At 61.4% G+C, this 20,707-nt stretch carries 16 protein-coding genes; 6 read left to right on the plus strand and 10 right to left on the minus strand.

Going from position 1 to position 20,707, the window contains the following annotated elements:
• Window positions 1-73 precede the first annotated feature (73 nt).
• Window positions 74-1,108 carry a glycine betaine/L-proline ABC transporter substrate-binding protein ProX gene (gene proX / locus EJ067_RS26800; RefSeq protein WP_126088177.1) on the plus strand — a complete coding sequence of 345 codons (1,035 nt, stop codon included), beginning with the start codon at window positions 74-76 and terminating at the stop codon, window positions 1,106-1,108.
• 554 nt (window positions 1,109-1,662) lie between these two features.
• Here proX and EJ067_RS26805 read toward each other — a convergent pair.
• The 8 genes from EJ067_RS26805 to EJ067_RS26840 form a co-directional block, all read right to left on the minus strand.
• A complete protein-coding gene (locus EJ067_RS26805) occupies window positions 1,663-2,004 on the minus strand; it encodes a short-chain fatty acyl-CoA regulator family protein (RefSeq protein ID WP_126089756.1) in 342 nt (113 codons plus the stop codon).
• A gap of 135 nt (window positions 2,005-2,139) precedes the next feature.
• A complete protein-coding gene (locus EJ067_RS26810) occupies window positions 2,140-3,120 on the minus strand; it encodes a 2-dehydropantoate 2-reductase (RefSeq protein ID WP_126088178.1) in 981 nt (326 codons plus the stop codon).
• Window positions 3,121-3,122: 2 nt separating this feature from the next.
• A complete protein-coding gene (locus tag EJ067_RS26815) occupies window positions 3,123-4,649 on the minus strand; it encodes an acyl--CoA ligase (protein ID WP_126088179.1) in 1,527 nt (508 codons plus the stop codon).
• 67 nt (window positions 4,650-4,716) lie between these two features.
• On the minus strand, window positions 4,717-6,303 hold the full coding sequence (ggt, locus tag EJ067_RS26820; RefSeq protein ID WP_126088180.1) for a gamma-glutamyltransferase: 1,587 nt from the start codon (window positions 6,301-6,303) through the stop codon (window positions 4,717-4,719).
• Between the two features lie 132 nt (window positions 6,304-6,435).
• Window positions 6,436-7,128 carry an ABC transporter permease gene (locus EJ067_RS26825; RefSeq protein ID WP_126088181.1) on the minus strand — a complete coding sequence of 231 codons (693 nt, stop codon included), beginning with the start codon at window positions 7,126-7,128 and terminating at the stop codon, window positions 6,436-6,438.
• Entirely contained in the window at window positions 7,125-7,838 is a 714-nt protein-coding gene (locus EJ067_RS26830) for an ABC transporter permease subunit (RefSeq protein ID WP_126088182.1), read from the minus strand. The genes EJ067_RS26825 and EJ067_RS26830 overlap by 4 nt, the downstream gene beginning before the upstream one ends.
• Window positions 7,839-7,909: 71 nt before the next feature.
• Entirely contained in the window at window positions 7,910-8,761 is an 852-nt protein-coding gene (locus EJ067_RS26835) for a transporter substrate-binding domain-containing protein (protein WP_126088183.1), read from the minus strand.
• A gap of 91 nt (window positions 8,762-8,852) precedes the next feature.
• Window positions 8,853-9,494 carry a GntR family transcriptional regulator gene (locus EJ067_RS26840; protein WP_245468055.1) on the minus strand — a complete coding sequence of 214 codons (642 nt, stop codon included), beginning with the start codon at window positions 9,492-9,494 and terminating at the stop codon, window positions 8,853-8,855.
• Between the two features lie 123 nt (window positions 9,495-9,617).
• Here EJ067_RS26840 and EJ067_RS26845 point away from each other — a divergent pair, with 123 nt between their 5' ends.
• From EJ067_RS26845 to EJ067_RS26860, 4 genes are all read left to right on the plus strand, one after another.
• On the plus strand, window positions 9,618-10,622 hold the full coding sequence (locus tag EJ067_RS26845) for a LysR family transcriptional regulator (protein WP_126088184.1): 1,005 nt from the start codon (window positions 9,618-9,620) through the stop codon (window positions 10,620-10,622).
• A gap of 171 nt (window positions 10,623-10,793) precedes the next feature.
• Window positions 10,794-13,166, plus strand: coding sequence for an aminotransferase class III-fold pyridoxal phosphate-dependent enzyme (locus tag EJ067_RS26850; RefSeq protein WP_126088185.1), 2,373 nt, complete (start codon window positions 10,794-10,796; stop codon window positions 13,164-13,166).
• Between the two features lie 145 nt (window positions 13,167-13,311).
• Entirely contained in the window at window positions 13,312-14,409 is a 1,098-nt protein-coding gene (locus tag EJ067_RS26855) for a polyamine ABC transporter substrate-binding protein (protein ID WP_126088186.1), read from the plus strand.
• 193 nt (window positions 14,410-14,602) lie between these two features.
• Window positions 14,603-15,574 carry an acetylxylan esterase gene (locus EJ067_RS26860; RefSeq protein WP_126088187.1) on the plus strand — a complete coding sequence of 324 codons (972 nt, stop codon included), beginning with the start codon at window positions 14,603-14,605 and terminating at the stop codon, window positions 15,572-15,574.
• A 469-nt stretch (window positions 15,575-16,043) separates the two neighbouring features.
• Here EJ067_RS26860 and EJ067_RS26865 read toward each other — a convergent pair whose 3' ends face one another.
• Together EJ067_RS26865 and EJ067_RS26870 are read right to left on the minus strand one after the other, a co-directional pair.
• Window positions 16,044-18,047, minus strand: coding sequence for a CocE/NonD family hydrolase (locus tag EJ067_RS26865; protein ID WP_126088188.1), 2,004 nt, complete (start codon window positions 18,045-18,047; stop codon window positions 16,044-16,046).
• Between the two features lie 61 nt (window positions 18,048-18,108).
• A complete protein-coding gene (locus EJ067_RS26870) occupies window positions 18,109-19,671 on the minus strand; it encodes an ABC transporter substrate-binding protein (RefSeq protein WP_126088189.1) in 1,563 nt (520 codons plus the stop codon).
• Between the two features lie 105 nt (window positions 19,672-19,776).
• Here EJ067_RS26870 and EJ067_RS26875 point away from each other — a divergent pair, with 105 nt between their 5' ends.
• Window positions 19,777-20,598 (plus strand): helix-turn-helix transcriptional regulator, encoded by an 822-nt coding sequence (locus EJ067_RS26875; protein ID WP_126088190.1) that lies wholly within the window; start codon window positions 19,777-19,779, stop codon window positions 20,596-20,598.
• Window positions 20,599-20,707: the final 109 nt, after the last annotated feature.

Here is a 20,707-nt window from a genome sequence, read left to right on the forward strand (position 1 = left end):
CTTGCAGCGCCCGCGTTACAGCCGAACCTCGAACTCAGTGAAGTCCAAAGAAAAATCCAGAAGGAGAACATCGATGAAGCACAGCCTGAAAACCTTTTCCCTTTTTGTCACCGGCATGGTGCTGGCGGCCTCTCTAGGTCAAACTGCTTTCGCCGAAGACCTACCTGGGAGCGGCAAGACGGTGCGGTACGCCCAGTCCGACAGCCTAGGCGCCAATTATGTCGTTGCCCAGATCGGCATGGCGGCGATGAAGGAACTCGGTTACGACGTCAAGCTTAGCACGCTCAACACCACCTTGTTCTTCCAGGCGGCAGCCCAGGGCGATCTCGATATCGCGACCGATATAAACTTCCCGCAGCGCGAGCCGGGCTATAAGAAGGTCGAGGCGCAGGCCGAGGTGGTCGGCGGCGGCCTAATTCAAGGCGGCGGCATTAATGGCTATCTGATCGACAAGAAGACCGCCGACGCAAACAACATTACCACGCTCGACCAGATGAAGAATCCGAAGATCGCAGCTCTTTTCGGCACGACCGGTAAAGCCGACCTCATCAATTGCGATCCGGGCTGGAGTTGCGGCGATGTCGTTGACTTCCAGCTTGAGAAATTCGGACTCAAGGGCAATGTCAATTCGGTCCGCGGCAAATACGAGGCGCTGATGGTCGAGGCCGTCGCCCGTGTTAAGCGCGGCGAGCCGGTATTCTTCTATGCCTGGAGCCCCTCGTGGATGAACAAGGCTCTGGTGCCCGGCAAGGATGTCGTTTGGTTGCCGACGCCCTTCGATGCCTTGCCAGAAAAGGTCCCGAACAAGGGCTCTGCCTTGGTGCCAGGCGTCAGCGGGTGCGCTGGCGGCGCCGATCCGTGCCGCATGGCCATGGCAGCATGGAACTGGAACGCGGTCGCCAACCGGGAGTTCATTGCGGCCAATCCGGCAGTCAAGAAGCTCGTAGAGCAGATGTCGTTCCCGTTGGCCGACTGGTCGACCTGGGAACAAACGATCAGCGAAAAGGGCGGCAGCGACAACAACATCAAAAAGCTGGCGCATGAATGGATCGAAACCCATCAGGAACAGTTCAATGCCTGGGTTGACCGAGCCAAAATTGCAAGCTGATCACAATTCGCTGAAGTAGCCGCGCCAGGCCGACCCGACGCCGGGGGTTGACGACGCAAAGAAGCTCCGGTGGCGCAAGCCGCCGGGGCAATTCGATTTTGCCATTACTGCGGTGCTTTCGCTACTGAGTCCCTTTGAGCCAAGGTAGGTAGCTGGGGAGACTCAACAGGTTTGCACCGCATTCGGACGAGTACCGTCTCGCCTTCATGGTGATCAAAGCCTACCGCAAGCCCTAGAATGCGGAGCAGCCCGAACAGGTCGGCGAAGGTTTCGAACTGCTGGACAACCGGTCGCTTGCCTCCGTTTCCGGCTGGTGGCTCGCGAAACGACGCGCCGCGCTCGGCGTCACCGACGATGTCCTGGAGCGCCTGAAGGCACGGCTCCCACGATCGAAGCACTACGCGCTGGGCGCGGAACCCGGCCACGCCGTGCTCGTCGAACCGTGGCGCGTGCTGCTCCCGGCGCGACCAACAAAATCGCTATTCGCCAATGGGTTACGAAGCTGTTCGCCAAAGTTGATTCAAGAAGCTGATTCAGACACTCGACGACCGAATTTATCTTCTCCAAACGGCAGCTTTGCGCCTATCTCGAACGTCAAGATCAACCCTGCCGCTTCCTGAAAACCGGCCGCTGCTTTCTATCGCGAGAGCCTTTGCCGGTGATGTGATTTGGACAGTGAGTGAAGGCAGAGTCCTGTTCGTCTTGCCGCCCTGAGGGACGGCATTTTCCGGCGATGCAAGGTGGTTCATTGAAGGATGCGCCGTTCTGCGCCGCTGATGATCGACGGTCAGCTTGCTCTTCAAAGGTGGCGCGGCCCGTTGTGGACTCCTTGCGCGCTCGCAGATGCGGCATGAAATTCCAATCGGGTCCAACGCCAGCCGGTTGTTCAGGTCGATACCGTCGGCATCAAAGAAGCTTTGCGCATAGGCGACCTCTCAGCTCCGGGCGATGGCGTATCGTCGTTGTGGAGCGTTGAATTCACCGCTGCCTTTGGCTATTTCGCTGATAATGCTAGGATAGCGCGTCCCGTCTTAGGAATAGCAGCCGCGCTCCACCGCCAGCCGCTTCACCAGCGCCGACACCGCGTCGATCGCCGGGGTCGGCCGGTCCGTCAGCCGGCCGAGTTCCTGGACAGCGCTGACCAAAGCGTCGATTTCCATCGGGCGGCCGCGCTCAAGGTCCTGCAGCATCGAGGTCTTGTGCACGCCGACATCGCCGGCGCCCTTGATGCGGCGGTCGACGGCAATCGGGAAGCGCACGCCGAGGCTTTCCCCGATCGCCTGCGCTTCCAGCATCATGGTGCGGGCGAGCGCGCGGGTGCCGTCGTCGGCGACGATCGCCGCCAGCGTCGAGCCCGTCAGCGCCGAGATCGGGTTGAAGGACAGGTTGCCCCACAGTTTCACCCAGATTTCGCTGCGGATGTCGTCGCGCACCGGCGCCTGCAGGCCGGCCTTGACCATTTCCTCGGCCAGCCGGATGACGCGTTCGCTCTTCTCACCGGAAGGTTCGCCGAGCGAAAAGCGCCTGCCCTCGACATGGCGGATGAGGCCCGGCGCGTCGACCTCGACGGCGGGGTAGACGACCGAACCGATGACGCGCTGCGGCCCGATCCGCTGCCAGATCGCGCCGCCCGGGTCGACACTGTCGAGCCTGGCACCTTCGAGCGGCCCGCTTAGCCCATGAAAGTACCACCAGGGCACGCCGTTCTGCATGGTGACGACCGCGGTGTCCAGTCCCAGCAGCGGTGCGATCTGGTCGAGCGCCGGGGTCAGCGAATGGGCCTTCAGCGCCAGCAGCACATAATCCTGCACGCCGAGCTCTTCGGCCTTCGCCGCGGCCCTGACCGGCGCCACCGTCTGCGCGTCGTCCTCGATCAGGCGCAGGCCGTCTGCCTGGATCGCTTCCAGATGCGCGCCGCGCGCCACGATCGACAGATCGGTGCGGCCGGCGATAGCCAGCTTGGCGGCGAGATAGCCGCCGATGGCGCCGGCCCCGAAAACGGTGATCCTCATCGTCACAGCCCGAGCTTGGCTGCCAGCCCGATGCGCTGCAGCTTGCCCGTCGCGCCCTTGGGGATCTCGTCCAGGATCAGTACCTTGCGCGGCACCTTGAAGTCGGCGAGCCGCGTCGCTGCGTGAGCGCGGATCTCGCTTTCGCTGGCGCTCATGCCTTCGCGCAGCACGACGGCCGCCGCCACCTCCTCGCTAAGCTTGTCATGCGGCATGGCGAAGGTGACGACCTGCGCCACCGCCGGATGGTCCATCAGCACGTCGTCGACCTCGAGCGGCGAGATCTTTTCGCCGCCGCGGTTGATGATCTCCTTGAGCCGGCCGGTGACGCGGAGGTAGCCGTCCTCGTCGAGCACGCCCTGGTCGCCGGTGTGGAACCAGCCATGCGCGAAGGCCGTCGCATTGGCGTCCGGGTTTTTCTCGTAGCCTGATGTGACGTTGGCGCCGCGAATGACGATTTCGCCGGTCTCGCCGGCCTGCATCAGCCGGCCATCCAGTGCCATGACGGCGATTTCGGGTCCGCCGGCGGCACCGACACTGCCTGGCTTGCGCAGCCCCGGCGGCAGCCGGTTCGACGCCATCTGGTGCGCCGCCTCGGTCATGCCGTAGGCCTCGATGACCGGACAGCCGAAGGTCGCTTCCAGTTCCGCCATCACCTGTGCCGGTAGCGATGCAGAGGACGAGCGGATGAAGCGCAGCGAGGCCGCCGCCAGCACGTCCGGATTGCGCGGCGCGCGCGGCAGGATCGCCTGGTGCATGGTCGGCACGGCCGTGTACCAGCTCGGCCTGGCGTCGCTCAGCCACTGGAAGAAGCGCAGCGCGTTGAAGCCCGGCGTGCAGTAGATGCTGGCGCCGGCGGCGAGCGACGACAGCACTGCCGCGATCAGCCCGTGGATGTGAAACAGCGGCATGATGTTGAGGCAGCGGTCGTCGGCGCTCAGGCCGAGCGTCGCGCCGATATGGCGGGCGGAGGCCGCGACATTGGCATGGCTGAGCGGCACCAGCTTGGGGCGCGAGGTGGTGCCCGACGTGTGCAGCAACAGCGCGATGTCGTCGTCGCGCGCCATGTCGGGCGCCGCCTGCGGCCCCACTGACGGGCCCTCGATGACGAAGCTGCCAGCAGGGGCGCCGGCCGGCACGACCAGCCGCAGCACGGCGATGCCCAGACGCTTGGCCACCGTCACCGCCGGGCCACTCTCGTCGGCGGAGACGAGGATCGCCTTGGCACCGATGTCGGTCAGGTAGAAATCGAGTTCGTCCGCCCGGTAGGCCGGATTGAGCGGCGCCGTCGAGGCGCTTGCCGCCACCGCAACGAAGCTCGTCGCCATCTCCGGCCCGTTCGGCAGCACGATCGCCACCCGGTCGCCCCGGCCGATGCCGCGCGCATGCAGCGCCGCCCCCGTGGCGCCTACCAGCTGACGCAATCCGCCATGGGTGAGGGTGGGCCGGTCAGGCGCCAGGATCGCCGGCGCGTCATCGGCTCCGGAGGCGAGCGGGCGTGAAAGCCCTTGCGAATTTGCGTTGCTGGTCATGGTCACCGACTATCGTTCCAATCCGTCAAAATCCAGCCGCGACACACAGATGTGATGCCGCCGGCTCTCAATATCCCAACGCCATCCCGTCCTTGCGCGGGTCGGAGGCGCCGGTCATCGTGCCCTTTTCCCAGTCGATCAGCACTGCCTGGCCGCCGCCAAGCGGGTGATGCGGTTCGACGATGCGATGGCCGCGCTTGCGCAAGCCCTTGATCGCCTCGTCGGGAACGTTGCGCTCAGCCTCCACAACGTCATCGTTGTAAAAAACACGCGGCGCATCCATCGCCTGCTGTGGATCCATGCCGAAGTCGATCATGTTGGTCAAAAAATGCACATGGCCGAAAGGCTGGTAGCCGCCGCCCATGACGCCGAACGGCATCACCACGCGGCCATTCCGGGTCGCCATTCCGGGCATGATCGTGTGCATCGGCCGCTTGCCGGGCGCGATCGCATTGGGATGCCAGGGCTCGAGCCGGAAGCTCGAGCCACGGTTCTGCAGCACCACGCCGGTCTTCGGACTGACCACGCCGCTGCCGAACGAATAATAGGTCGAGTTGATGAAGGAGACCGCGTTGCGGTCGCGATCGACCACGGTGATGTAGACCGTGTCGCTGCCCGGCAGGTCCAGCTTCGGCAGATGCGTCATCGCCCGCTCGGGGTCGATCTCGGCGCGCAGCCTGTCGGCATAGGCGGCGGACAAGAGCTGTTTGACCGGCACCGGGACCTGGTCCTGGTCGCCCACAAAACGGTCGCGGTCCTGGTAGGCCAGCCGCCCCGCCTCGATTTCCAGATGCAGCCGCTCGGCGCCATTGGGATCGAGCCCGCCAAGCTTGAAGCCGGACAGCACATTCAGCATTAGAAGCGCGGTCAGCCCCTGGTTGTTCGGCGGCATCTGGTGGATGTCGTAGCCGCCGTAGGAGGTGCTGACCGGTGCCACATAGTCGCCTTTGGTCGCCGCGAAATCCTCTTGGCTATGCAGCCCGCCCAATTCCTTGAGCCGGCGCACCATATCGTCGGCGACAGCACCCTCGTAGAAGCCGGCGCGGCCCTGCTTGGTGATGATGCGCAAGGTAGCGGCGAGTTCCGGCTGGCGGTGGACGTCGCCGGCCCTCGGCGCCTTGCCGCCGGGCAGGAAGATGCGCGCGGCATGTTCGTCCGCGGCAAGGTCGATCTCCGGGTCCGCCCAGTCGAAGGCGACGCGGTCGTGCACGACATAGCCGTTCTCGGCATAATGAATGGCCGGCGCCAGCACCTCGGCGAGGTCCTTGCTGCCATGGTCCTCGAGCAACCGGCACCAGGCATCGATGGCGCCCGGCACCGTCACTGCGTGCGGCCCCTGTTTGGGAAGCTCGCTGAAACCCTTGTCCAAGTACCAGTCGACGGTCGCGGCCGCCGGTGCGCGGCCGGAGCCGTTGAAGGCCAGCACGTCAGCTTGTCCCGCCGGGCAGTAGAGCACGAAACAATCGCCGCCGATGCCTGTCGATTGCGGCTCGACCACGGCCTGCACGGCAGCGGCGCAGACCGCCGCGTCCATGGCATTGCCGCCGGCGCGCAGCATCTCGATCGCCGCGAGCGTCGACAGCGGATGCGATGTCGCGGCGACCGCTTCGGTGGCACGAACCGGCGAGCGGCCGGGAAACTGGAAATCACGCATTCTGTTTTTCAATCCCTTGGTCTGATGGATGCGACGTGTCCGCCGTCGCGTGACACAACACGGCAGCGGATCGTTTCGGCTTGTCCGCGCAACCCATGTCGCCAGTTCTCCTGATTATGCCCTGGTCATGTTTCATGCGCGGACCCGATAGGGCGTCAGCCAGGTCTCCAGGGCATTCAGTGCCGAGATGATTGTGAAATTGATGGTGAGGTAAATCGCGCCGGCAGCCACGAAAACTTCAACCGCGCGATAGGTCTGAGAAATCAGGCCTTGAGCGATGCCGGTCACTTCCATCAGGGTGACGATCGATGCGAGCGACGTGCCCTTCACCATGAGGATGATCTCGTTGCTGTAGCTTGGAATGGCTTGGCGCAGCGCCAAAGGCAGAATGACGAGGCGCAGTGTCTGGATCCGTGTCATCCCGAAGGCGGAAGCGGCCTCGACAAGGCCGCGCGGCACGCCTTGGATTGCGCCCCGCAGGATCTCGCTGCCATACGCAGCGGTATTGAGACTGAGTGCGATGATGGCGCACCAACAGGGCTCGCGAAACAGCCACCAGAGCCCAACGGCCTGAAGCGTGGAACGGAACTGGCCGAGGCCGTAGTAGATGAGGAAGATCTGGACGAGCAATGGCGTGCCGCGAAAGACGGCGACGAAGGCGCGTATCGGCCAGACCAGCATCCGATGGTTTCCCTGCTGCGCCAGTGCTAGCAACAGGGCCAAGACAAAGCCTATTGCTATCGACAACCCCGCAAGCTGCAAGGTCAGCGGCAAGCCGGAGAGAAGGGTTGGAATGATATCGACAAAGAAATGCAGGTCGATCATGCGTGGACCATGCCTCGCCACGCCCGCGCCTCGCCGTAGCGGAAGACCGAACCGGTCACGGCAGCGATGAGGAAATACAGTGCCGCGGCGGCCAGGTAAAAGACGAAGGGCTCCCTCATCGATCCTGCGCCGATCTGAGATTGCCGCATCAATTCCACGAGACCGATCACGGAGATCAGGGCCGAATCCTTGAGCACCAGTTGCCAGACATTTCCGAGGCCCGGCAGGGCGTGCCGCATCAATTGCGGTATGATGACGAGGCGTAGCGAATGGAATCGGGCCAGGCCCAAAGCCTTGCAAGCTTCGAACTGGCCGGGATCGACGGCGAAATAGGCTCCGCGATAGACCTCGGCTTGATAGGCGCCAGAAATAATGCCGATCGCCAGGACGCCGGTTGCAAATGTCGGGAGCCCGACGAAGCCGGCGCTGCCGAAGAGTTTTCCGATCTCGGTCAAGGCGATGCTGCCGCCATAGTAGAGCAGGTAGATCGTCAACAGATCGGGCACGCCCCTGAACACCGTGCCATAGGCCTTGGCCAACCACGACGGTACAGCTCTCGGTGAAAGCCGACCGCTCGCGGCCACTGCGCCGAAGAGGGCGCCGAGCAGGAAGCCTAGGATGGACAGCGCAAACGTAACGCCTGCTGCCAAGAGCAGCGCGCCGCCCCAGCCGCCCTTGCCGAGGGACAGGATATGGAGTGCATCGGTCATTTGAAACCTAGATGATCAGGGGCGTCCGGCCGATCGGTCGACACCGACCGGCCGGACAGATCCCCAAATGGTTACTTGACCGGCGTCACGTCCGTTTTCACCCATTTTTCCGAGATGCTCTTGATGGTGCCGTCGGCGATCGCGGCGCTGATCGCGTCGTTCAGCATCTGCTTGAGCTTGGTGTCTTCCTTCCTCAGGCCCGCACCGGTTCCGGCGCCGAACAGACCGCCGACAAAGCCCGGCCCCGCTACCGTGAAGCCCGCGAATTCGGGTTTTGCGAGCGTCGCGGCGAGCGCCGTCTTCTGAGCGAATATCGCGTCGATGCGGCCCGCGGCCAGATCGAGATCGTGCTGCTCGGTCGTCTTGTACTCGCGGATCTCCACCGTGTCCCCGAAGTATTTCTTGACGAATTCGAGCATCGCCGTTGCCGCCTGGACGCCGACCACCTTGCCTTTCAGCAAGGGCTTCAACTTATCGATCGCGGCCTTGGTAGCAGCCTCATCGTCCATTTTGAATTTCTCGGTCGAAGCGCCGAGCTTGCCCAGGTCGCTGTCCTTGGCGGCTGCGAAACCACCCGGGTCGATCGCATAAGGCTGGGTGAAGTCGATGGTCTCGAGGCGTTTCGGCGTGATGAACATGCCGGCCATGATCACATCGAACTTGCCGACCTTCAGCGCAGGAATAAGACCGTCCCAATCCTGGGCGATGATGGTGCATTTGACCTTCATCCGCTCGCAAAGATTGTTGGCGAGATCGATCTCCAGTCCGTCGAGCTTGCCGTCGGCGTTGGTGAAGTTCCATGGAGCGTAGGCGCCCTCCGTGGCGATGGTTATGGACTTGGGCGCGTCCTCGGCCAACGCTGTGTGCATGAAGCCGAACATGCCGAGTGCGGCCGCAACTGCGGCCAAACGATTGAATTTCATTTGGTTCCCCTTTTTTTGTAGGCTGATTGAACTGCTCCCGCGCCCGGCCTTATTGCCGGGTCCGAGGCCATTCCTGCCCGGCCGGCTTTCGTCACCGGCCGGGACTCACGAACTCGGCCAGCAGCGGCGCCGTGCCGAGTACATGTTCCTGCATCACCTGTTCCGCGTGATGTGCGTCGCCCGAGCGCAAGGCAGCGATCACGGCGGCATGCTCCTCGCGCGCGGAAAGCGGTTTGTTACAATCGTCGAACCAGATGCGCATGTAAGGCTCGATGACCACATGCAGTGCCGTTATCTGGTGGATCAGCTTGGGTCTCCGGCTCAACGCACAGATGCGGCCATGGAATTCCTGATGACGGACAACCCAGTCGCTGCCGCCGCTCTGCCCGGCACGCTCCATGCGTTCGAGCAGGCGGTCGAATTCGTCGAACTCTTCTTCGTCGATCCGGGGCATCGCCAGCCTGACGGCCAACCCCTCCAGAACCGAGCGAATTTCGAAAATCTCATAAAGCTCATCGACGGTCAGGCCTGCGACCACGCATCCCCGATTTGGGCGAAGAACCACCAGTCCGTCGGCAGCCAGGCGCCGAAAGGCTTCCCGCACCGGCATGCGGCTCATGCCGATTTCAGCCGCGATGTCTTCGGGAATGAGGCGGTCACCCGGTTTGTAACGACCGAGGCGAAGCGCTTGCTGAAGATGCCTATATGCCTCCTCCTCTGCGGTGGCGGGCAAGCGTGGCTCGACGGAGAAGGCTGCTGGCACTTTGCACCCAAAAGTATTTTTGTATCCACGTATCATCAAATCCGGATTTGGCTGGAGCGTCAAGACCCGATCATGACGAAGTAGGGAGGGAAGGTGGGCGATCTCGGCTGCTTCAAAGGCACGGGGCCTGGTTCCCAGAGGTCAAATCACGGTCGCAGCCTCAATTGCCATTCGGTGCATTTGGTGCAATCTGCCCCCATGAAGATATCGGGCTCCGATCTCCATCTCTTTCGTGTCTTTGAAAGCGTGGTCCGCAATGGCGGCATGTCCGCGGCGCAGATGGAACTCTCGCTGAGCCAACCGACAGTCTCCAACCATCTGACCGCGCTTGAACAGCGGCTTGGCGTGAAGGTGTGTGAACGGGGGCGGCGTGGGTTTTCGCTGACGGAGGAGGGGCGGCGGGTTTACGAAATCAGCACGGAGATCACCGGGATGCTTGAAGCCGGTTCGGCCCGGCTTTCGCGCGTCCGAAGCGCTTTGGCGGGCAAGGTCGGCGTAGGCATTGTCGACTGCTTAACGACCGACCCAAGTTTCCGGCTCGCCGACGCTATTGCCCAGCTTTCCAAAGCTGCGCCGGAAATCGAGCTTGATCTCAAGATCATGTGCCCCAACGACATAACGAAGGCCGTGGCGGAAAACGAGATAGACATTGGGATAGGTGGCTCCGACATCAAGGTCGCGAGCGTGCAATACCAGATCATCTACCAAGAGGAGCACGCGGTATTTTGCGGCTCTACGCATCCTTTGTTTTGCCGAAATGACGAGATGATTGCGAGTGCGGAATGCTACGGCCATCCATGGGTAGAGAGAGGATATTGGTATGGTATTCGGCGTCACCGCTGCGACACGGCCGCCGCGAACCGCGTAGCCTTTGATATTGAGGCGCAGCTTCTGATGGTCCTGTCGGGCGCCTACCTCGGGGTCCTGCCGATACATTTTGCCCGCGTGTTCGAACAGCAGGGGCGTCTTCGCCGGCTTCCAGTAGCCGACGAGGCTTATTCCGCCGATATCGAGGTCGCCACGCGAGCAGGCGAGCAGGCCGCCAATGTCGCCTATGTCCGCGACGCGATCATCAGGGCGCACCAGATGCATTTGTAAAAACCAATGTATCCGTTCTCTGAATGATATTCTTGCCACGTCGATAGAGGTCTAGCCTCCCGTACGGCTGGCGATGCGCAGCGCAAACCGCCACCTGCGAACTTGCCTGCAAACGTGCAACTTGGACGTAATCGCCAGGTCCGGTGTCGATATTTGGCCGTTAGGTATGGAATGAGCACGGACGCTTTGCTGCTTCGCAACCTTCCAAATTTTTCGCCGGAGGCGACAAGGCGCCTCGTGGCAACCCGGTACGGGATCGACGGGACGTACAGGCAACTGGCTTCCGAGCGCGATCTGTCGTGGCGGATCGAGGGCACCGATGGCCGCGACGTCGTCGTCAAGATATCGAATATAGGCGAACCTGAAGGCGTCGTGGATATGCAGGTCAAAGCCCTGAAGCATATCTGCGACCGCGATCCGACCCTGCCGGTGCCTCGCGTTGTTCCCTCCCTTACCGGCGCCCCGTATGAATGGATCGAGGACGAGCACGGCTCCAGGCACATGATGCGTGTCCTTTCTTTCCTTCCGGGAAAGATCATGGAGCAGGTTGAGGAAGCCTTTTCCGCCGCCACTCGGTTCAACATAGGCGTGATGGTGGGACGGCTTGCCTTTGCACTGCGCGATTTTTTTCATCCCTACGCAGGCAGCAATGCGCACCTCTGGGACATTTCACGTGCCCTGGCCTTGCGCCCGCAGATAGCAAAGATCTCCGACGTCGGGCTTCGGCAATTGTGCGAGGAAATCTTTGAGCGCGCCGAGCGCTTCACCCTTCCCCATTTGTCGAAAACGCGTCGCCAAGTCGTGCATCAGGATTCGCATGGCGGCAACATCCTGGTCGATCCCAACGACTGCACATCGCCGGTGGGCATTATCGATTTTGGCGATATGGGCTACAATTCCATCGTTGCGGACATCGTGACGGCTTGCGAGACATTCTCGAAATCCGATGATGATCCGATCGCCTACCTCTGCGATGTGGCGTCGGGTTTCGATTCGACATATCCGCTTGAAGAAAACGAGATCGATCTCATTTTCGACGCGCTGCTCCTGCGCCTCGCACTGGCCACGGTGATCGTCGAAGCCAGGGGAGTCACGATTGAATCCGGCATTCCCCATATCGAAAACGCCGGCCAATATCCTCGAATGATGAAGTTGCTGAGCCGGCAAGGGCGCCCGGAGGCGGTGCGCCGGCTTCGTCAGGCGTGCCGGTTTCCTGTCTATCATCCAACGAACGGCGGCGAGCCTCTCGCGCCCGACTATGACTTGGTGAAGCAGGGGCGCGACGCCCATCTCGGGCCGATATGGCATTTCTACAAGCAGCCCCTGCATATCACGCGCGCTCAGGGGGCGTGGATGTATACCGCCGACGGAACTGCCTATCTCGACGTCTATAACAACGTCCCCCAGGTCGGTCATTCTCACCCGCACGTGGCGAAAGCCATTTACCGCCAGGCCAGCGCGTTGAATACCAACACGCGATACATGTGCGACACGGCGGTCGAGTATGCTGCGCGATTGACCGCCGATCTGCCTGACCACCTGGACACCTGCATCTTCGTCAATTCAGGCAGCGAAGCCAACGACCTGGCGATGCAGATAGCCATGTCGCTGAGCGGGCATGATGGCGGTCTGATCATCGACCAGGCCTACCATGGATGCACCGAACTCACGACGGCGCTCTCCAATGAAAGCTGGCGTCACTTGCCCGCTGGCGAGCATCCCAGGCAGATCGAGACCTTGATGGCCCCGGATATGTACAGGGGTTCTTTCGCCAACGACCCGCAGGCAGCCGCGAACTATGCTGCGGATGCCGACCGGGCGATAGCAGCCTTGCGCGCCAGAGGGCACAGGCCTGCGGCATTCATGGTCGACACGGCCTTGTGTTCGAGCGGCGTGCTGCGCGCGCCTGACGACTATTTCAACCTCGTCGCGAAAACAGTCCGGTCGGCGGGCGGGTTCGTCATCGCCGACGAGGTGCAGGCAGGCTGCGGCCGCATGGGCACCTTCTGGGGGTTCCGGGCGAACGGGCTCTGCGACGACAATGTCGACTTCGTGACGATAGGCAAGCCGGTCGGAAACGGCCATCCGCTCGGCGTCGTCATCCTCGGTTCGGCACTTATGAAGCGTTTCCTCGACGGCACCTATCCGCTGTTGTTCAGCACATTCGGCGGCAACACCGTCGCATGCGCGGCGGGCATGGCTGTTCTGGACGTCATCGAGCGGGAAGACCTGATCGAGCGCGGCGCGGAAACGGGAGATTATTTGCGCCGGGAGCTTGGCCGTCTGGCGCAACGGCATCCCATCATCGGCGACGTACGCGGTCTAGGCATGATGACCGGCGTCGAACTGGTGGCGGATCGCTTCACCAAGGAACCGGCGGCGCGGCAAACCGACCAGCTCGTCGAAGCCATGCTCGCGCGCAACATCCTGACAGGGAAAGGCACGCCGAACACCCTCAAGTTACGCCCGCCGCTGATCTGGTCGCGAAGGGAGGCCGATATGTTCGTCACGGCTTTTGACGACAGTTTGAGCGGGCTGCAATGACCTCTGCCAGGGCTTGCCTGGGCCAAAGCATATCAGGCGGGCGCCAAGAAAATCGAGAACGATCGGAAGACCGGCACCGCTTCCGCTGAGAAGGGAACATCGGCCTGCCGGCAAAATGGCAAGCCGGATCAACAGGAGAACGAATATGAGGAAGCAGCTATTTGCACTGGCTGTAACGATGGTGGCTGCGTGCTTTTCGGCCGGCGTCTCGCTGGCGCAGGACAAGGTGGTCAACGTCTACAACTGGTCAGATTACATCGACAGTTCCATCCTTGACGACTTCACCAAGGAAACCGGTATCAAGGTCGTCTACGACACCTTCGATTCGAACGAAATTCTCGAGACCAAGCTGCTTGCCGGCGGCTCCGGCTATGACGTGGTGGTCACGACCGGACCTTTTCTGGCCAGGCAGATTCAGGCCGGCGTGTTTCAGAAGCTCGACAAGTCCAAGCTGCCCAATTTGAAGAACATGTGGCCCGAGGTGATGGCGCGCCTGGCCAAATACGACCCTGGCAACGAATATGCCGTCAACTACATGTGGGGCACCACCGGCATCGGCTACAATGTCGACAAGGTGAAGGCAGCGATCGGCGACATGCCGATCGACAGCTGGGATGTGCTCTTCAAGCCCGAGAATGCGGCCAAACTGAAGGACTGCGGCATCAATATCGTCGATGCGCCGGAGGAGACCATGGCCATCGCCATGAACTATCTAGGCAAGGACGGCGACAGCAAGAAGAAAGAGGACCTCGAAGCCGGCGGCGACATCTACACGAAAATCCGGCCCTATGTCCGTACCTTCAACTCCTCTGCCTACATCAACGACCTGGCGAATGGCGATAAATGCATCAGCATCGGCTGGTCGGGCGATGTGCTGCAGGCCAAGAACCGGGCCAAGGAAGCCAACAACGGGGTCAAGGTCGAATACCTGATCCCTAAAGAAGGCACCTATATGTGGTTCGACAACCTTGCGATCCCCGCCGACGCCAAGCATGCCGATGAGGCGCACGCCTTCATAAACTACCTGATGCGGCCGGACGTTATCGCCAAGTCAACCAACTATGTCCAAACTGCCAACGGCAACCTCGCCTCGCAGAAGTTCATCGATCATGCCGTGTTTAAGAACCCTTCGGTTTATCCGCCGCAGGAAACGCTCAAGAAGCTTTTCACAATTTCTTCGTATGGGTCCAAGGAGCAGCGCGTCCTCACCCGTCTCTGGACCCAGATCAAGACTGGCAGCTAAACGGCACATGGATGAGGCGGTCACTGGCCCATTTTTTGGCGGCGCCTCTGGTGAAGGTCTGCCGCCATCTTATGGCCGTGCGCGGAAGAATGGCGGGGGATGCGGCTAGTTTGTTGGACCGGTAATGCGCGTCCACGCTCGCCTCCGAAGCGATACATCGCCAATTTTGCTTCCAATTCAACTGAGAGGAACAATGCCATTCCAAGATCTCATCCAGCCTGAACTAGGCGGCTATGTCAGCAAAGTGGGCATGCCAGGCGACTTTGCCCAGTTCTGGGCCTCGACCATCGCCGAGGCCCGCCAGGCCGGCGGCGAGGTCGACATCGTAGCGGCGCAGACGACACTAAAGGCTGTCCAGGCTTTCGACGTCACGTTTCCGGGATACGGCGGCCATCCGATCAAAGGATGGCTGATCCTGCCGACGCCTCATGAGGGGCGGCTTCCTCTTGTCGTGCAGTATATCGGCTATGGCGGAGGGCGCGGCTTGGCACATGAGCAACTGCACTGGGCGGCGTCAGGATTTGCTTATTTTCGAATGGATACACGCGGGCAGGGAAGCGACTACAGCGTAGGAGAGACCGCCGATCCGGTCGGCTCGACCTCTTCGTTTCCCGGCTTTATGACGCGTGGCGTACTGGACAAGAATGACTACTATTACCGGCGCGTGTTCACCGATGCTGTGCGGGCGATAGACGCTCTCCTGGAGCTGGACTTCATCGATCCCGAGCGGATCGCGGTTTGCGGCGACAGTCAGGGCGGCGGCATTTCGCTTGCCGTCGGCGGAATCGATCCCCGCGTCAAGGTCGTAATGCCCGACGTGCCGTTTCTTTGCGACTTTCCGCGCGCTTTGGGGACTGCCGTGCGCGATCCCTATTTGGAGATCGTCCGTTTCCTGGCGCAGCATCGCGAAAAGAAGGCGAAAGTCTTTGAAACGCTCGGCTATTTCGACTGCGTCAACTTTGCCAGGCAGTCCAAGGCAGCGGCGCTGTTTTCCGTGGCCCTGATGGACGAAGTCTGCCCGCCTTCTACCGTTTATGGCGCGTTCAATGCCTACGCGGGGGAAAAGACCATCGTAGAATACGAATTCAACAACCATGAAGGCGGACAAGGCTACCAGGAGCGCGAACAGATGGCGTGGCTCAGCGCGCGGTTCGGTGTCGACTGATGTCAGCGGCCCAGCACTGGCCGGTTTTACCTTCCCAAGGGACCTCTGCTTGCCCGGGCAACCGGGCTCCAGCGGCTACCAGCCGCCCGGCTGCACGCTTCCATGCCCGCAAACAGCACATGGCGTGCGCTTTGAGGGACCCGCGGCAACCTTAGCGGTCAACGACCTCGGAGGGGCTGGGCGGCCGCTGCGGCAGAGTCCCGCGCGACCTTGATGCCATCGGCCTCTCCTTGCTCGGTGTCAGCTTACCCAGTCCTTCCCGCAACCGGACCGGCAGCAATCGGCCTCACTACGGCCGTTCTGGAGGATGGCTGCCAACGTTCGTACACTTCGTAAACTACATCTGTTTAGCGCCACGAGACGATACGGAACGATATGGGAAGCTTTCAGATTTTTGCCCACGAAAATCAATGAGTTCAAGACGCCCTCCGGGCCTGACGCGCTGTTATGTTGCCGTAGGATAGAACCCCTACATCTGGTCACGCGAGATGCGAGCGTTGCGCTCGCGTTCGAATACCTTGTGACCGTCAGCCACGGCTTCAACCCGCTCCGAAATAACCCATTCGGTCGCCGTGCAGGAGAGACGGGTGGTGCAATGGCTTTCCGTGCGCCAGTCTGTCCGTTGGGCAGCGCACGTCCAGTGAATCTCGGCCGCCAACGACAGGGGGTCGTCGGGGGCTATAGACCATACCTCTCGCCGGATGTCGCGCGTGCACAAGCCAGTCTCCGGATGTCGACTGAGACCCGTATCCTCATGCACGCGGTAATGAGTGACACCTTGCTGAAGGTCACGTTCGACCGAACGGGCAGACAATCCTTCCGTCAAGACTTCATAGCGGGGCAGCGGATCGGGATCGGGTGGTTGAGGCACTTCGATCCTGCGATGCCCACCAAGCAGGGGTAGTTGCAGTTGCAGCGCCGAGAGGTCGATCACCAGCACCGCGTCGCAAGGCGGCGGCAAGATGGTCGGCCAATAGGCACTGGACAATGACAGGCGCAGACGGTGGCCCGGCGCAAAGCGGTAGCCGCACGCATCAAGCACCAGTTCGACTGCGACGGTCTCGCCCGGCTTCATCGGCTGTGGCTCGGCATTGCCTTTGCGATGGGCAAGGTTAAGCACACCGTAGCTGACCCGGGTCGCCGAGCCGTCGGCGTGAAGGTCGACGAGCCTCACGACAATGTTGGCCAAGTCGGTGTCACTGGAAAGCGACAGTTTGACGAGCGGCTGGCCGAGCACAACGCATTCTTCGGCAAGGACGACGCTGTCGAAAGTGAGCGATCCCGCATCGTCGACACGTTGGTCACCGGCCATTTCCGAGTCCGGCTTCACTGGGAAGAATTCTCCGGCAGCGGTTCCTGTATCCTGAGGCGAGTGCAAGAGCGCCTTTCTTTCGGCGGGCGATGAATTGTCCCTGGTGAGCCTGCCCGAAGCGTCCACGCTAAAGGTGAGCATGTCGCGAACGCCCCACTTGTCCATAGCGACCCAGTAACCCGGGTCAGCCTCGCGGCGCCGGCCGGGCCGCGGCCCGTCCAGGATATAGGCACGCAGCCTCGGCGTATTCTCCGCTTTGTTGTCTTCTGCGCACAGCCACCGGCGCCACCATGAAATTGCTTCGGCGTGAAAATCGGCGCGGGGCTTGGGAGAGGCGAAATGCGGATACTTGTGGATCCATGGGCCGATCAGGCCCCAAGCCAACTCCGGCATCCCGGAAACCGCCTTCAAGGGCGTATTGCGATAGCCGTCGGCCCATCCGGCAATCACCAGCGCAGGAACGGAAAACCCGTCAAAATCCTCGCAGATCGAACCGCGGCGCCAAAAGTCATCGCGGCGCTGATGCGACAGCCATTCCTCCATAAAGAACGGCTCTCCTTCCAGCCGCTCCAGCCACATTTCGCGCCAGCGTTCTCCCACGAGATCGGGATCGGGCGAGCGCGACTGGAAGGCACTCATCGTCGCCGCCCATGACAGTTGCGCCGACAGATGCGCGCCATTCTTGTAGTGGATGTCGTCATTGTAGCGATCGACAGTGGACGACAAAGAAATCACGGCCTTGAGAGCAGGTGGTTTCAGGGCCGCCACCTGAAGTGCGTTGAACCCGCCCCAGGAAATTCCCATCATGCCGACATTGCCGTTCGACCAGTCCTGGGCTGCGATCCATTCGATAACCTCGACCGCATCGGCAAGTTCGCGCTCCGTATATTCGCCGTCGATCACGCCATCGGACTCGCCGCAGCCGCGAATATCGACACGCACGCCAGCGATGCCGGCGGCCGCGAAGACAGGATAAGTGGATTCGTCACGGGGGGCAGTGCCATTGCGTTTGCGATAAGGCAGAAATTCGAGCACCGCCGGCACCCCGCCAGGAACCGTTTCGGGCATCCAGACACGGGCGGCGAGCCGGGTGCCGTCTTTCAGGACGATCCACTCGTTCTCGATGACAGGAAATTCATGTTCGTCATTCGTATGAACCACTGTCACTGCGGGCGGCGGCGAGCGCGCGACCCACCGCCGGACAGGCACCTCATTTTCAGGTTCATGCCTCCAGCCAGACCCGGCTTGCGATACGTCCGTTGGAAAAGTCGTTACCGATGTCGTGAACGAAGCCTTTGAGATGGCTTGTGCAGGCGTTGATGTAGTCGTTGAACACCGGCAGTATCAGGCCGCCCTCATCTCGCACCATGAGCGCCATATCGTGATAGAGCGCGCGTCGCTTGGTCTCGTTCAACTCACCGCGTGCCTGGATCACCATCTTGTCGAATTCGGGCCACTTGAAGCGGGTGTCATTCCACTCCGCGGTGGAAATGTAGGACGTGGAATAGCGTGCGTCCTGCGTCGGACGCCCACCCCAAAAGGAGACGCAGAACGGCTTGACGTTCCAAACTTCGGACCAGTACCCGTCGCTCGGCTCGCGCTGCACATTGATCTTGATCCCCGCTTTTTCTGCGCTCAATTGGAAAAGCTGAGCCGCATCGACCGCACCAGGGAATGCCGCCTCGGAGGTGCGCAGCAGGATCGGAGCCTGATGACCCGACTTCTTGAAATGGAACGCGGCCTTGTCAGGATCGTATTTGCGTTGCTCTATGTCGGTAGGTGCGAGCGCATAGTTGGCGTTGACAGGGAAATCATTGCCGATGGTGCCGAACCCGCCCAAAACCTGCTTGAGGATAGCCTCGCGGTCCACCGCATATTTGAGCGCCAGACGCAGATCGTTGTTGTCGAACGGCGCGGTGTCGCAATGCATCAGGAAGGAGTAGAAGCCTTTGCCGGAGGTGCGCAGGATCTCGATACCCGGAACACGCTTCAGCAACGGCACGATCTTCGCTTCGACGGTACTGATGAAATCGACCTGGCCGGACCGTAGTGCGCTTGTCCGAGCGGTCAGGTCGTTCATCACGGTAATAAGGACGCTATCGACGTAGCCGCGGTCCTGACGCCAGTCGTCGGTGTGCCTTTCAAATGCGGCTCGAATGCCCGGCTCAAACGCAACCAGCTTGTACGGGCCGGTGCCGATGGCGGCCGCCGGCTTCTCCACGCCGCCGCCCGGCTGGATCTGAAGATGATAGTCCGTAAATATCAGAGGCAGATCGGCATTGGCCTCCTTCAGAGTCACTACCAAGTCGCCCGAGCGTTCCTCGATACGGTCTATTCCCGACAGCAGGCCGAATGCGCCGGATTGCGATTTCTTGCCGGCGTGGCGGCGCAACGTCTCGACGGCATCGGCAACGGCAAACGCCTTACCATCGTGAAAACGGACGTCCTTGCGTATCTTGAAGGTCCACTCCTTGGCGTCGGCGGAGGGGAACCAGGACTCGGCCAGCGAGGGAACAGCCGCGCCCGTCGTTGGGTCGGATTCGACCAGAGTGTCGCCCCAGCAATGAGCGATCACAAAATTGACGCTGGCGGACGCCAGGGCCGGGTCAAGTGTATCGGCTGAGGCGCCTCCATCCAGCCCGAGCCGCAACTGTCCGCCGCGCACTGGCGTTTGTGCGGCGGCCGGCGACCCAAGGGAGCCGGTCGCTGCGGCCAGGCCCAAAGCGGCCCCCGCTTGAAGAAGATTACGGCGTGTGAGGCTCGACAGCCTGCTGGAATCGCTCATTGGGTTCCCCTTTGGAGTGGAGCTTTCCGGGCGATCCTTAGGCTGATCCCGTGGCAACGCAATTTCGTCGCTTGAAGCGCGTTTAAGCGAGTTTATACTGTTTCTATGACCAAGCCGTCCGCCAATTTCAGCAGTAATCTGAAGCTTGCCTGCAGCACCTACAGATCGGTATCCGATCTGTGCCGCACCATCGGCATCAACCGGCAGCAGTTCAACCGCTATCTCAATGCAGGATCCGTTCCTTCAGCTCATAATCTTCTGGCGATCGCGGCAGCCTTTGGCCTCGAACCGGCCGATTTCGACCTTCACCCGGGCGTGTTCCGCGGCAAATTAGGCGAGCGGCGCCGACAAACCGCACTGCCAGGGCCGCTCGCGGACGCCTTCCCGGGTGACCTGCATGCCCTCGCACCATATCTCGGTTTCTACCAGGCGTGGCACACATCCCTCTCCTGGCCTGACCGGATCGTCTGCGCCTGCGCTCACTTGCGCGAGAATGGCGGACAAGTTCTGGTCTCCACGCTTGAGCGGATCAAAGATGCTGAAAACGGCATTGTGCAGCGCTCACGTTACATTGGGCTCGCGGCGTATCGTCACCAGCGCATCTTTCTGACCGAATTGACATGCGGCGAGGGGCCTACTTTTGGTCAGACCATTCTCATGCCGTTCGAGACTTACCAACGGCGCTACCTGCGGGGCGTGACCATGGGCATATCGTGGCGAAACAACAATCTGCCTTACGCCACTCGCACCGTCTGGCAGTATCTGGGGAAAGTCGCCGACAAGAGGGGGCTTATCTCGCGTTGCGGCATCTATCCGCCCAATTCCGCAGCGCTGCCCGCGGCTGTGCTGTCTTTCCTGACGGACGCTTCCCCGATTGTCGCCGCGCCTCTGCAGACCGTAAGACCGGAGCGCCGAGCAAATTCCTGAGAGCGTCGATGTCTATACTATAGAAAACATACACCGTTTTGTTACTGGTCGAGGAGTCCGTCAACGCTACCGCTTGAGACGACATCCTACATCGACGGTTTCCTGAAGC

This window comes from Mesorhizobium sp. M1D.F.Ca.ET.043.01.1.1 (assembly GCF_003952385.1).
Classification (GTDB): Bacteria; Pseudomonadota; Alphaproteobacteria; order Rhizobiales; family Rhizobiaceae; genus Mesorhizobium.